Genomic DNA, 13,095 nt, shown 5'->3' with positions numbered 1-13,095 from the left:
CGATGGACACACCATCAGCACCAGCTTCAGCATCGGCATCGGGCTGTATCCCGCCGACGGCCGTGATTTCGATACCCTGCTCAAGAACGCCGACAGCGCGCTGTACCACGCCAAGGACAGCGGACGCGATACCTATCACTTCTTCTCCGCATCGATGAACGTCGATGCGCTAGCGCGCATGCAGCTGCACGGCAACCTGCGCAAGGCGGTGAAGAACCGCGAGTTCGTGCTGCATTACCAGCCGCAGATCGACATCGCCAGCGGTGCCGTCATTGGCGTCGAGGCGTTGGTGCGCTGGCAGCGGCCGGATGAAGGCATGGTTCCTCCCGGCCGCTTCATTCCGCTGGCAGAGGAAAGCGGGCTGATCGTTCCGATCGGGGAATGGGTGCTGAATGAAGCCTGCCGCCAGGCCAAGGCCTGGCTGGACGAAGGGCTGCCGGAGATGCGGGTCGCGGTCAACCTGTCGGCGCAGCAGTTCAAGCGCGGCGACATCCTCGAAACCGTGATGTACGCGCTCAACCATTCCGGCCTGTCGCCCGCCCTGCTGGAACTGGAACTGACCGAGTCTGCGCTGCTGCACGACACGACGACGGTGCTGGAGACCCTGCATCGCATGAAGAGGATAGGCGTGCAGCTGTCCATCGACGACTTCGGCACCGGCTACTCCAGCCTGGCCTACCTGAAGCGGCTGTCGGTCGACAAGCTCAAGATCGACCAGTCCTTCGTGCGCGATGTCCCGGGCGACACCGATGACGCCGCTATCGTCAAGGCCATCATCCAGCTCGGACACGCATTGCAGCTGCCGGTGATCGCGGAAGGTGTGGAAACCGCGCATCAGCTCGAATTCCTGTCCAGCCTCGGCTGCGACCAGGCGCAAGGCTATCTGGTGAGCCGGCCGCTGCCGGCCGCCGAATGCGCGGCGTTTGTGCGCGCCCGGCAACTGCAGGAGGAAACCGGCGAGCCGTAGGCCCCCTCAGGTTTCCCCCCACGAACTGCTAGTAGATCATCCAGATGAATCTGGCAGGATCGTAGGGTGGGTAGAGCCGCAGGCGAAACCCACCGTTTTGGCTACGCCCGTCGAGGCGCATGGTGGGTTTCGCGTTGCTCAACCCACCCTACGGTCCTCCAGTCATCAAAATCATCTGGATGATCTACTAGTGCAGGCCGCCGGGCGCCGGGATGCGGTTCATGTGCGACCAGGTGCCGTCGTGCAGCAGTTCCTCGAACTTCTGCGCGGGCACCGGCGGACTGAAGATGAAACCCTGCGCACTGGTGCAGTCCCGCGCCTTCAGGTAGGCGAGCTGTTCCGCGGTCTCCACGCCGCCGGCGACGACGGCAACGCCGAGATTGTGCGCCAGGCTGATGATGGCCGAGGTGATCGCGGAGTCCTCGCGCCGGTGCGGCAGGTGCTGCACGAACGCCCTGTCGATTTTCAGCACGTCGATGCCGAACTCCTTGAAGTCCATCAGCGCGGTCGCGCCGGTGCCGAAGTTATCGATCGTGATGCGGATGCCCAGCGCCCGCAGATCCGACAGCTGCTCCTTGATTTCCGGGTGCCGCGCCAGCATCGCTTCGGGCACCTCCAGCTCCAGGCTGTCCGGCGTGATACCCGCATCCTTCAGCACCGAGGGAATCATGGTCACGAATTTCGGATCGCTGAACTGGCGCGCGGAGCAGTTCAGCGACAGGCGCAGGTCGTGCAGGCCCTGCGCCTGCCAGCGGCGCACCTGGTGCGCAGCCTCTCGCAGCGCCCATTCCCCGACCTCGACGATCAAGCCGGTCTGCTCGACGATGTCCAGGAATTCGTTCGGCAGCACCGTCTCCATTTCCGCCGCATTCCAGCGCAGCAAGGCTTCGACGGTCGTGATGCGCCAGGTGCTGAGGTCGACCTGCGGCTGGTAATACAGTTCGAACTGGTGGTTCTTGAGCGCGGCGCGCAACGCGGCCTCCCGGTCGCGTTTCCAGGTTTGTTCCGAAAACAGGTCGGCGGTATAGAACTGGTAGTTGTGGCGTCCGGCGTTCTTGGCACGGTACAGCGCGAGGTCCGCGCGCTTGAGCAGCTCGACCGGGTTCTTTGCGTCCTTGGGATAAACAGACAGGCCGATGCTGGTGCCGCTCATCACTTCGTTCGAGTCGAGCTGATAGGGGCGGCCAAGCTCCAGCACCAGCTTGCGCGCCAGCGTGTCGGCGGCTTCCGGCTGCGACACGTCGGCCTGGATGATGACGAATTCATCGCCGCCGAGGCGGGCGACGAAATCGGTCTCGCGGATCGACGACACGATGCGCAGCGCGACTTCCTTGAGCAGCAGGTCGCCGGTATGGTGACCGAAGGTATCGTTGACGTACTTGAAGCGGTCGAGGTCTAGCAGCAGCAACGCCAGCGGAATGTTGTTGCGCTGGGAAAGCGCGATCGACTGGTGCAGCTGATTGCTGAAATTGACGCGGTTCGGCAGCCCGGTCAGCCCGTCGTGGTTGGCAAGGAAGCGCGTCTGCTCTTCCGCGAGGCGCTGCGAGGTCTGGTCGCGCATGATCTTCACATAGCCGCGCAGGCTGCCGTCGTCGTTCCAGAGCGGCGTTACCACGCCGGTTGCCCAGAAGCGGGTGCCGTCATGGCGGATATGCCAGCGATCGTCGTCGGAGCGGCCGCGGTCGCGCGCTTCCTCGAGCTGGCGCATCGGCTCCCCGGCGCCGCGGTCCTCGACGGTAAACAATGTCGCCACCGGACGTCCCACCGCTTCATGCACCGACAGGCCGATGATGCGCTCGGCCCCGGAATTCCAGCTCATGATCACGCCGTCCGGATCGATCATCATGATCGCGTGGTCGGTCGAGGCCTCGACCAGCATGCGGAAATCCTCCTGCGATTGCCGCAGCGCGCGTTCGGTCTGCACCTGCTGCGTGATGTCCGCGTTGGTTTCCAGATAGCGGTAAGGCAGGCCGTCGAGGAAGTCGAGCGCCCACTGGCTGAAGATGGTCAGTTCCCGGCCGTCGCGCGTCACATGGATCAGTTCGCCTTCCCAGTAGCGCTGCTGCCGCACGATCGCCCGGATTTCCTCGAGCGGCTGCGGGAACCGGGCCTTGAGCAGCGTGTGGCTGTGCTGTCCGACCGCTTCGGCGCGGCTGTAGCCGTACAGTTTTTCGGCGCTCAGGTTCCAGTAGGTGATGATGTCGTCGGTGGTGCGCGCAAGGATCGCATCATGCGCGAGGTCGAGCAGGCTGGCCTGTTCCTGCAGCTGGCGCGCCTGGCTGCCCAGCGCTTCCTCGCGGCGGCGCAGCTCGGTGATGTCGTGGAAAATCGCGACCCCGCCCACCAGCTTGCCATGACTGTCCAGCAGCGGGCGCGCGTTGACGCTGACCCAGGCGCCATCCGGCAGCTTGTCGTGGCGGATCATGGCAACGAAGCCGTCGACATGTTCGCCGCGCAGCGCCCGCAGCGTCGGGCGCTGTTCGTCCGGATACGGCGTTTGCCCGTCCTGCTGCAGCAGGGTGTAGGCCCGCACCAACTGCTGCGAGCGCAGCTCCACCGGAGCGACATTGAGCAGCCGCTGCGCCGCGGGGTTGACCATGATGAGCCGCTCGGCCAGGTCCGCCACGACAACCGCGCCGGCGATGCTGTTGAGGATGGACTGAGTGATGCTGACCTGGTGGTGCAGCTCGTCTTCCAGCGCCCGGCGCGCCGAGATATCGCGCAGCGACGCGAAGAAGATCTTCCTGCCTGGGCTATCGATCGGCGTGACGGTCAGCTCGACCGGAATCTCGCTTCCATCCTTGCGGCGGGCTTGCATCTCCATCCGCCTGCCGACGATCCGGCCGCCGCCCGTCTCGAGATGGTGCCTGAGTCCGGAAAGATGCGCTTGCCGGTAGCGTTCAGGAATCACGAACGCGGTGAGCGGCAAGCCGATCGTCTCTTCCCTGGACCATCCGAAGGTTTCCTCCGCACGGCGGCTCCATTCAAGAATGCTGCTGTCGCAATCAATGGCAATGAAGGCGTCGAGTGCGTTGTCGATGATTTGCCGGTACAGTTCTTCGGCCTGTGTTGCCTCATGGAACAGGGATTTCATCGAAATGGGACGGGTCGGGTTTTCTCCGTGGTTAAGACACTGAATCGATCCTGCGGTTTCTTGCCGCAGGCGGCCCGGGCGCAGCGGCTTGCATCCCCCCTCCTTTGATGCACGTCAAACAACATCCGGGTGTGCTCCCTACCATGGAAGAGGCTGATACAGGGAGGAAGCGATGGACAGGCCAAGATCGACGCTGGAACCGGTGACCCGTGACGGGCAAGCCGCGGGGACCAGGATGCCGCCTCCGTCATGGGGGGTTACCGATGTCGAGCCGCCGCCGACGATCGACCGCCTGATTCATGCGGCGATGGGACGCTTCACCGGAAGCATTTCGCCGGCCAGTCTCGCGCTTGCCTATACCGACTGGATGCTGCATCTCGCGCAGTCGCCCGGCAAATGGCAGCGGCTGGCCGAAAAGGCGGTGCGCAAGGCGGCCCGGTTCAGCCTGTATGCAGCGCGCGCCTCTTCGGAAAGACAGGTGGAACCGTGCATCACGCCGCTGCCGCAGGATCGCCGCTTCCGCAACGAGGGCTGGCAGCACTGGCCGTTCAACCTGATCCACCAGGGCTTCCTGCTGAACCAGCAGTGGTGGCACAACGTCACCACCGGTATCGGAGGCGTATCGCCGCATCATGAACAAGTGGTGTCTTTCGTTTCGCGACAATTGCTCGATACCATATCCCCGGTCAACTTCATCGCCACCAATCCCGAGGTGCTCGACGCCACCGTGCGGGAGAACGGGGTCAACCTGGTGCGCGGCCTGATGAATTTCTTTCAGGACTGGGAACGGCACCTGGCTGGCAAGCCGCCCGCGGGCACGGAGAACTTCATGCCCGGCAGCGAGGTAGCGGTCACGCCCGGGCAGGTGGTCTACCGCAACCGCCTGATCGAGCTGATCCAGTATGCGCCGTCCACAGGCGAGGTGTTCGCCGAGCCGATCCTGATCGTGCCGGCCTGGATCATGAAGTACTACATCCTCGACCTGTCGCCGCACAACTCGCTGGTGAAATACCTGGTCGACCAGGGACATACGGTATTCATGATTTCGTGGCACAACCCGACCGAGCAGGACCGCGACCTCGACATGGAAGACTACCTGCGGCTGGGCGTGCTGGAAGCGCTGAACGCGGTGCGGGCGATCGTGCCCGACCAGAAGATAAATGCCGCTGGCTACTGCATTGGCGGCACGCTGCTGGCGATGGCCGCCGCCTACCTGGCGCAGATCGGCGACGAACGCCTCAATTCGATCACGCTGCTGGCCGCGCAGACCGATTTCTCCGAGGCCGGCGAACTGACGCTGTTCATCGACGACAGCCAGCTCAACTACCTGGAAGACATCATGTGGAACCAGGGCTTCCTCGACAACCGGCAGATGGCGGGCGCCTTCCAGCTGCTGCGCTCGCATGACCTGATCTGGTCGCTGATCGTCCAGCAATACCTGGTCGGCGGCCGCCAGACCTACACCGACCTGATGGCATGGAATGCCGACGCCACGCGCATGCCCTACCGGATGCACAGCGAATACCTGCACCGGCTGTTCCTGAAGAACGACCTGTTCGCCGGCCGTTACAAGGTCAACGGCCGCACCATCGCGCTGGGCGACATCCGCGCGCCGATTTTCGCGGTCGCCACGGAAACCGATCATGTGGCGCCGTGGAAGTCGGTATACAAGATCAACCTGATCGCCGCCCCCGATGTCACCTTCCTGCTCACCAGCGGCGGCCATAATGCCGGGATCGTCAGCCAGCCCGGCCATACCGGCCGCCACTATCGCATCGCGCACCGCCGCGCGCGCACCAATTACATGGATGCCGAGCAGTGGTACCTGTCCAACCCGAGCATCGACGGCTCCTGGTGGCCGGCCTGGGCTGAATGGCTGGAACAGCGCGCGAGCGGCCGAACCGCGCCACCCGCCATGGGCGCCACGAGCCGCGGGTACCCGCCGCTGACGGAGGCTCCCGGCAGCTATGTGCTGGAGCGCTGACCACTGAAAGCGCTGTCCCGGCGCCTGCGCAGGCCGCCTGCGATGGCATAAATGCGACATCCTTCAACTCTTGGCTGGATTCGGGATAGAATAGCTGCGGACGACATACATAATAATGACAACAGGAAAACGTCGATTGCGCCGCGCCTTTTGTGCGATGCAATATCGATGCGCTCAGTTCGCCACCTCTTTACGAGACGCCTGACAAGCACGCTTTCATGCTGAAACCACTCTGTACACGGTTGCGGGCGGACTTCTCAAAGGGCAGGCCGGAATTCTGATGATGGAAGCACTGCTCAAGCACCTTGTAGATATTACCTGCCAACGCGACCATACCTTGCTCGACAGCTCCGTGGTGTCGGCACTGCATGAACTCGTCGGCGCATCCCAGGTACGCGTACACGAAATGTTCCGGTTCCGCGACGAGCTGTTCATGCGGCCGCGCGTGTGGATCAAGGACGGCAGCGTAGTATCGACGGATGAAGACTTCTCGGTCGACCACAACGGCGAACCGCTCAACAACTACCCGGAACTGGTCGACAGCATCAAGCAGCGCAAGTCCTGCATCGAAGAAGTGAGCGCCGCCGGCGACCGCACGCTGTGGCTGCCGGTCTGGCTGAACGACAAGGTCAGCACCTGCCTTGAAGTGACCAATCCGACGCCCTACGACAGCGGCACGCTGCACATGATCGAAGGCATCCTCAGCGTCTACCGCAATTACCAGAACATCCTCGACTACAGCGAGCGCGACTCCCTCACCGGCCTGCTCAACCGCAAGACCTTCGACGAGAAGTTTTCGCGGCTGCTGTCCACAGCCACGCCGGAAGCGTCGCCGCAGGACCAGGAAGAGCGCCGGCACAAGCACACGACCGGCATCGGGCACTGGCTGGCGGTCGTCGACATCGACCATTTCAAGAAAGTCAACGACCAGTTCGGTCACCTGTATGGCGACGAGGTGCTGATCCTGGTGGCCAACCTGCTGCGCTCATCGTTCCGGGCGCAGGACCGCGTGTTCCGCTTCGGCGGCGAGGAGTTCGTGGTGCTGCTGCGTTCAACCACGCTGGCGGACGCGCGCAAGATCTTCGAGCGCTTCCGCTCCAACGTCGAGCAGCATGAATTCCCGCAGGTCGGCAAGGTGACGGTCAGCCTCGGCTTTGCCAGCATTTCCGCTGAATCGCCGGTCGTGATCCTGGGCCACGCCGACCAGGCGCTCTATTATGCCAAGGCGAACGGCCGCAACCGGGTCTGCTACTACGACGAGTTGGTGCAGAGCGGCGAACTGCATTCCGAAGTGTCGAACGATACGGTCGAGTTCTTCTGACGCCTGCCCGGCGCCGGCGCGCCAGGCTGAGCAGCTCAGTGCACCGCCCGCTTCACCGTTGCCATCATCGCCCCCGCCAGCATCAACAGTCCGCCCGATGCGCGGTTGCTGTTCCTTACAAAGCGCTCGTTTGCCGTGAACCGCTGCGTCTTGCTGCCCAGCCAGGCATACAGGCTGTAAGCACCCACATCCAGCCCGATGCAGGTGACGCCGAATACCAGCATTTGCAACGCGACCGGGCGTGTGGGGTCCACGAACTGCGGCAGCAGGGCGACGAAGTACAGCAACGCTTTGGGATTGGACAGTTCCACCACCACCGCCTGCCAGAACGCCCGCAAGCCATGTACCGACTGGCTGCTGCCATGGGTGACCGTCAGGGCGCTCGCCTTGCTGCGCATCGCGGACAGGCCTAGGTAGAACAGATAGGCGACGCCGATCCATTTGATGACCGAAAACAGCGTGCCGCTGGCAACGATCAGCGCCGCCACGCCGGTCGCCGACAGCGCGAAATAGACCGCGTTCGCCAAGGCGATGCCGGCGATCGCCCAGTAGGAGCGGCGGTAGCCGTTGCTGATGCCTTGCGCGACGACCAGCAGCGCCGCCGGCCCCGGTGTCAGGCAGACCACGGCGGTGGTGACGAGAAAAATCAGATAAGTTTCCCAGTTCATGCAGGCCTCCTTGGGGCGGGTGGATCAGGTTGTGGAAGACGCGGCGGAAGCCGCAGCGGACGCATTCGTGTTTTTGGGTGTTGCCTTCGCGGTAGTCAGCAGGATCACGCTGCCGAGGATGATTGCCATCGACAGCAGTTCGCGCGCGCCGAGGGTTTCTCCCGCCAGCCCTACGCCGAGCAGCACCGCGATCACCGGATTGACGTAGGCATAGCTCGATGCCAGCGCCGGCTTGACCTTGGACAGCAGATACATGTAAGCGGAGAAGGCGGCGAGCGATCCGGCGGTCACCAGATAGCCCCACGCCAGGAGCGCACGGCTGTCGAAGGATGCGCCAAGCCGCTCGCCTTGCAGCCAGCCGGCGACCACGAGAAACGCGCCGCCGGCCAGCATCTCACTCGCAAAGCCCATCGCACCTGGTGCGAGCGCCAGTTTTTTCTGTGACAACACCGAACCGAAAGTCCAGCAGGTGACGGCGCCGGCCAGCGCCAGCACGCCGGCCGGCTGCGCCCGGAACTCGCCGCCGCCGGCAAGCAGGGCCGCACCGCCGAAGCCTATTACGATGCCGGTCCATTCGCGCGGTCCCGGCCAGTCCCCGAACAGCCCGGCCCACAATGCAAACATCAACGGCGCGGCAGCAATGAATACCGCTGTCATACCGGACGACACATACTGCTGCGCGACCGCCGTCAGCCCCATGCCGCCGCCCAGCAACAGCACGCCGACCACCGCGCCGTCACGCCATTGCCGCAAGTTCGGGGCGGGGTTTCCGCGCAGCGCCAGCCACAGGTACAGCACCGTCCCCGCAACCAGGAAGCGCGTGCCCATCAGCAGGAAAGGCGGAAAGGACAGCAACGCGAAACGGATCGCCAGATAGGTCGATCCCCAGACCAGGTAGACGGTGAGCAGTGCGAGCAGAACGGGTTTCGGCAGCGTTTTCATGGTTGACTTGTGGTTTTTATATGGAGAACAGTGTATGCGCCAAAAACCGCAAATTGAATGCATAATCAAAGGCAAACAAGATCACAAAACTTTTCTTTCATCGAAATAGAGGGGAATAGCCGTGAAAATCGAATTCGACGCGATGGATGCCCGCATCCTCGAGATCCTGCAGGCCGACGCGCGCACCACGCTGGCCGAAATCGGACGGCGGATTCACATGAGCCAGCCGGCGGTCGCCGAACGGGTGCGCCGCATGGAAGCGGCGGGCGTGATCGCCGGTTACCATGCGCGCGTCAATCCGGCCGCGCTAGGCTACGGCATCACCGCCTTCATCCGCGTCTCCAAGCGCAGCCATGAAACGCCGGTGGAAGTGGTCGCCGCGCAAGTGCCGCAGATCGTCGAATGCCATTCCATCACCGGCGACGATTGCAGCATCGTGAAGGTGGTCGCGCCGTCGGTGACCGAACTGGAGAAGGTGATCGCCGAACTGACGCGCTGCGGCGTGACTTCGACGTCGCTGATCCTGTCCTCATCGATTCAGCACAAGGCAATCAAGCCGGTCTAGCCATGGAACTGCGCCAACTCCGCTATTTCGTCGCCATCGTCGACCATGGCTCGCTGTCGCGCGCGACGCGCGTGCTGCACGTCGCGCAGCCGGCGCTGACGCAGCAGATCCAGCAGCTCGAGGAGGAGCTCGGCGCGCAGCTGCTGCACCGCTCAGCGCAGGGCGTGATGGCGACCGACGCCGGAAAGACTTTCTACGAGCATGCGCAGGCGATCCTCAAGCAAGTCGAGGATGCGAAATGGGCGGTGGCGCAGTCGACCGGCCGCCCAGCCGGCACCGTGGCGCTCGGGATTCCGCAAAGCGTCTCCGGCGCGCTCGCGCTGCCGCTACTGACGGCGGTGCGCGAAACCTATCCGGAAATTTCGCTGCAGCTGACCGAAGAATTGTCCGGCAACCTGATCGAGCAATTGAAATCGGGGCGCATCAATCTTGCGGTGCTGTTCGACGACGGCCAGCTCGGCGCGTTCGCCGTCACGCCTCTGGTGGAGGAAGAGCTGATGTTCATCACCCGCGCCGGCTCCCGCTTCGCGCCGGCGCGAACCAGGCTGCCCCTCGCTCGTGCGGTGCAGGCGCCGCTGATCCTGCCCGGGCTGCAGCATGGCGTGCGGCCCCGGATCGAGCGCGTGGTGCAGTCGGCCGGGCTGACGCTCGCGCAGGTCATCGACATCAATTCGGTCGCGATCCTGAAATCAGCGCTGCTGGCCGACATCGGCGCCACGATCCTGCCGGTGGCGCCGGTGTTGTCGGAGGTCGAGCGCGGCGAAATGATCGCGCATGCAATCACCGGCCAGTCGATCTCGCGCACCGTGGTGCTGTGCTCGTCGAAGAACATTCCGCTCACCAATGCCGCCGCCGCGGTCGCCCGGCTGGTGGTCGACATCAGCCACGGCTTGTGCGACAGCGGGCGCTGGCTCGGCGCGCACTGCCTCGGGCGTTCGTAAGCGGCGTCAGGGCAGCGCCGGCCGGTGCGGCACATGCGGGAAATCCGGCCGCTGCCGCGCCGCGCGCCCGATCGCCCTCAGCGCCGCCAGCGCCATGCTCGCGCCACGGCCTTTCCAGCACCTGCATGCGGAGCGGCAGGCTGGCGCTGCCCTCTTCGGTGTCGCGCGCCATGTGTTGCGCCAAGCCGGCAGCGACACCGGCCAGACGCTCGGATCGAGCCGCCCGCTCTTTTTACGAGCCATTGATTTTTCTTATACCCCTATCCGCATTCCGTATTTGCGCCAGCCGCTGCCGCGCCTTACACTTCTTCGTAGCGCATTTGCATGCAAAAACGCTCACGACCGCTACCCCGGTCTTGCATCCTGGCAATCAGTCGCCTTACCCCGGCGCCGCCCTGCCAGGTGCTATCTGAAATAACCTTTTGGAGAAGACAACATGCCCGACACAGCAGTGGCCACTGCTGGGCAAGCCAATGCCGCAAAGGACGGCAAGCCTGCCCTCGCCCCCGTCAAGCTCGACGACAAATACACTTCCACCTCCGGCAAGATCTTCATCTCGGGGATCCAGGCCCTGGTGCGCCTGCCGCTGATGCAGCGCCAGCGCGACCTCGCCGCCGGCCTGAACACCGCCGGCTTCGTATCCGGCTACCGCGGCTCGCCGCTCGGCGGCCTCGATGAAAATCTCTGGAAGGCGCAAAAGCTGCTGGAGGAAAACCATATCAAGTTCGTGCCCGGGGTCAACGAAGACCTGGCGGCGACCGCCGTCTGGGGCACGCAGACAGTCGACCTGATCGGTCCGGCGAAGTACGACGGCGTATTCGCGATGTGGTACGGCAAGGGCCCGGGCGTGGACCGCTGCGGCGACGTCTTCAAGCACATGAACCATGCCGGCACCGCGAAACACGGCGGCGTGCTGCTGGTGGCCGGCGACGATCACGGCGCGTATTCCTCGACGCTGCCGCATCAGTCGGATCACATCTTTGCCGCCTGCATGATCCCGGTGCTGTACCCGTGCAACGTGCAGGAATACCTCGACCTCGGGCTGCACGCGTGGGCGATGTCGCGCTATTCCGGCTGCGCGGTCGGCTTCAAGGCGCTGGCCGATACCGTGGAGTCCACCGCTTCGGTCGACGCCGATCCGTTCCGGCTGAAGATCGAATACCCGACCGACTTCATCATGCCGGAAGGCGGCCTGAACACCCGGCTGTCGACCGACACCCTCGGCATCCAGGCGCGCAAGCAGGAAGCGCTGATGCAGGATTACAAGATCTACGCGGCACTCGCGTATGCCCGCGCCAACAAGCTGAACCACACCACCATCGACAGCCCGAAAGCGCGCCTGGGCATCATTGCCTCCGGCAAGTCCTACCTGGATGTGCTGGAAGCGATGGAAGAACTCGGCATCGACGAAAAGATGGCGGCCGACATCGGCATTCGCGTGTTCAAGGTGGCGATGCCGTGGCCGCTGGAGCCGGACGGCGTGCGCGAGTTCGCGCAAGGGCTGGACGAGATCCTGGTGGTCGAGGAAAAGCGCCAGATCGTCGAATACCAGCTCAAGGAACAGCTCTACAACTGGCGCGACGACGTGCGTCCGCGCGTGATCGGCAAGTTCGATGAAAAGGGCGAATGGGTGCATCCGCGCGGTGAATGGCTGCTGCCGCCCAAGGCCGATTTCTCGATTGCGCAGATCGCCCGCGTGATTTCACAACGCATCGCGCGCTTCCACACCAGCGACCTGATCAAGGCCCGCCTGGCCTTCCTGGAAGCGAAAGACAAGGTGCTGTCCAAAGCCGTGAACACGCCGCCGCGCCCGGCGTACTATTGCTCCGGCTGCCCGCACAACACATCGACCAAGGTGCCCGAAGGCAGCTTCGCATTGGCGGGCATCGGCTGCCATGTGATGGCAACGGCCATCTACCCGGAATTCAACAAGCTGACCACCCACATGGGCGGCGAAGGCGCCCCGTGGATCGGGCAGGCAGCCTTCTCCAAGGTGCCGCATGTGTTCCAGAACCTCGGCGACGGCACCTATTTCCATTCCGGCTATCTCGCCATCCGCGCGGCGGTCGCGGCCAACGTCAACATCACCTACAAGATCCTGTACAACGACGCGGTCGCGATGACCGGCGGCCAGCCGGTGGACGGCATCACTTCGGTGCCGATGATCGCACAGCAGATGGTGGCCGAAGGCGTGAAGCGCATCGCGCTGGTAACGGAAGATCTGGGCCGCTATGAAGACCGCTCTTCCCTGCCATCCATTGTCACCCTGCACGACCGCAAGGACATGGACGCGGTGCAGCGCGAACTGCGCGAGGTGCCGGGCGTCACCGTCCTGATCTACGACCAGACCTGCGCCGCTGAAAAGCGCCGCCGCCGCAAGAAGAATGAATATCCGGACCCGAACAAGCGCCTGTTCATCAACGACGCGGTATGCGAAGGCTGCGGCGACTGCGGTGTCCAGTCCAACTGCACGTCGATCATGCCGCTGGAAACCGAGTTCGGCCGCAAGCGCGCGATCGACCAGTCGTCCTGCAACAAGGATTATTCCTGCGTGAAGGGCTTCTGCCCGAGCTTCGTGACGGTGGAAGGCGGCACGCTGAAGAAGTCCAGGAC

10 protein-coding genes are annotated in these 13,095 nt (G+C 63.8%); 6 read left to right on the top strand and 4 right to left on the bottom strand.

Features of this window, described 5'->3' with window-relative positions; all coding sequences use genetic code 11:
- Positions 1–967: GGDEF domain-containing phosphodiesterase (locus VEC01_RS19845; protein WP_324902647.1), on the top strand; the 967-nt coding region annotated here is incomplete at its 5' end.
- Between the two features lie 187 nt (positions 968–1,154).
- Here VEC01_RS19845 and VEC01_RS19840 read toward each other — a convergent pair.
- Entirely contained in the window at positions 1,155–4,061 is a 2,907-nt protein-coding gene (locus VEC01_RS19840; RefSeq protein ID WP_324902646.1) for a PAS domain S-box protein, read from the bottom strand.
- Between the two features lie 235 nt (positions 4,062–4,296).
- On the opposite strand from VEC01_RS19840, the gene VEC01_RS19835 reads away from it, so the two are divergent.
- Together VEC01_RS19835 and VEC01_RS19830 are read left to right on the top strand one after the other, a co-directional pair.
- Positions 4,297–6,045 carry a PHA/PHB synthase family protein gene (locus VEC01_RS19835; protein ID WP_414691477.1) on the top strand — a complete coding sequence of 583 codons (1,749 nt, stop codon included), beginning with the start codon at positions 4,297–4,299 and terminating at the stop codon, positions 6,043–6,045.
- A gap of 283 nt (positions 6,046–6,328) precedes the next feature.
- Positions 6,329–7,366: a GGDEF domain-containing protein gene (locus VEC01_RS19830; RefSeq protein WP_324902648.1), complete on the top strand. Its 1,038-nt coding sequence runs from the start codon at positions 6,329–6,331 to the stop codon at positions 7,364–7,366.
- Between the two features lie 35 nt (positions 7,367–7,401).
- On the opposite strand, the gene VEC01_RS19825 is transcribed toward VEC01_RS19830, so the two are convergent.
- A complete protein-coding gene (locus tag VEC01_RS19825) occupies positions 7,402–8,034 on the bottom strand; it encodes a LysE family translocator (RefSeq protein WP_324902644.1) in 633 nt (210 codons plus the stop codon).
- A 24-nt stretch (positions 8,035–8,058) separates the two neighbouring features.
- Positions 8,059–8,976, bottom strand: coding sequence for a drug/metabolite exporter YedA (gene yedA, locus VEC01_RS19820; RefSeq protein WP_324902643.1), 918 nt, complete (start codon positions 8,974–8,976; stop codon positions 8,059–8,061).
- Between the two features lie 121 nt (positions 8,977–9,097).
- Here yedA and VEC01_RS19815 point away from each other — a divergent pair, with 121 nt between their 5' ends.
- A complete protein-coding gene (locus VEC01_RS19815; protein WP_324902642.1) occupies positions 9,098–9,541 on the top strand; it encodes an Lrp/AsnC family transcriptional regulator in 444 nt (147 codons plus the stop codon).
- A gap of 2 nt (positions 9,542–9,543) precedes the next feature.
- The gene (locus tag VEC01_RS19810) at positions 9,544–10,482 is read left to right on the top strand and encodes a LysR substrate-binding domain-containing protein (protein ID WP_324902641.1); all 939 of its coding nucleotides are present in this window, start codon (positions 9,544–9,546) and stop codon (positions 10,480–10,482) included.
- A gap of 6 nt (positions 10,483–10,488) precedes the next feature.
- On the opposite strand, the gene VEC01_RS19805 is transcribed toward VEC01_RS19810, so the two are convergent.
- Positions 10,489–10,725 carry a hypothetical protein gene (locus VEC01_RS19805; protein ID WP_324902640.1) on the bottom strand — a complete coding sequence of 79 codons (237 nt, stop codon included), beginning with the start codon at positions 10,723–10,725 and terminating at the stop codon, positions 10,489–10,491.
- A gap of 193 nt (positions 10,726–10,918) precedes the next feature.
- On the opposite strand from VEC01_RS19805, the gene VEC01_RS19800 reads away from it, so the two are divergent.
- Positions 10,919–13,095, top strand: a 2,177-nt coding sequence (locus tag VEC01_RS19800) for an indolepyruvate ferredoxin oxidoreductase family protein (RefSeq protein ID WP_324902639.1), incomplete at its 3' end; no start/stop codon positions are given.

The sequence above is a fragment of the Noviherbaspirillum sp. genome, from assembly GCF_035627455.1.
Classification (GTDB): domain Bacteria; phylum Pseudomonadota; class Gammaproteobacteria; order Burkholderiales; family Burkholderiaceae_D; genus Noviherbaspirillum.
This window is presented reverse-complemented; position numbering and strand designations above follow the sequence as displayed.

Excerpts from the sequence above, each read along its gene's own strand:
- VEC01_RS19840 (WP_324902646.1), bottom strand. The coding sequence starts at position 4,061 with ATGAAATCCCTGTTCCATGAGGCAACACAGGCCGAAGAACTGTACCGG.
- VEC01_RS19835 (WP_414691477.1), top strand. The coding sequence starts at position 4,297 with ATGCCGCCTCCGTCATGGGGGGTTACCGATGTCGAGCCGCCGCCGACG.
- VEC01_RS19830 (WP_324902648.1), top strand. The coding sequence starts at position 6,329 with ATGGAAGCACTGCTCAAGCACCTTGTAGATATTACCTGCCAACGCGAC.
- VEC01_RS19825 (WP_324902644.1), bottom strand. The coding sequence starts at position 8,034 with ATGAACTGGGAAACTTATCTGATTTTTCTCGTCACCACCGCCGTGGTC.
- yedA (WP_324902643.1), bottom strand. The coding sequence starts at position 8,976 with ATGAAAACGCTGCCGAAACCCGTTCTGCTCGCACTGCTCACCGTCTAC.
- VEC01_RS19810 (WP_324902641.1), top strand. The coding sequence starts at position 9,544 with ATGGAACTGCGCCAACTCCGCTATTTCGTCGCCATCGTCGACCATGGC.
- VEC01_RS19805 (WP_324902640.1), bottom strand. The coding sequence starts at position 10,725 with ATGGCTCGTAAAAAGAGCGGGCGGCTCGATCCGAGCGTCTGGCCGGTG.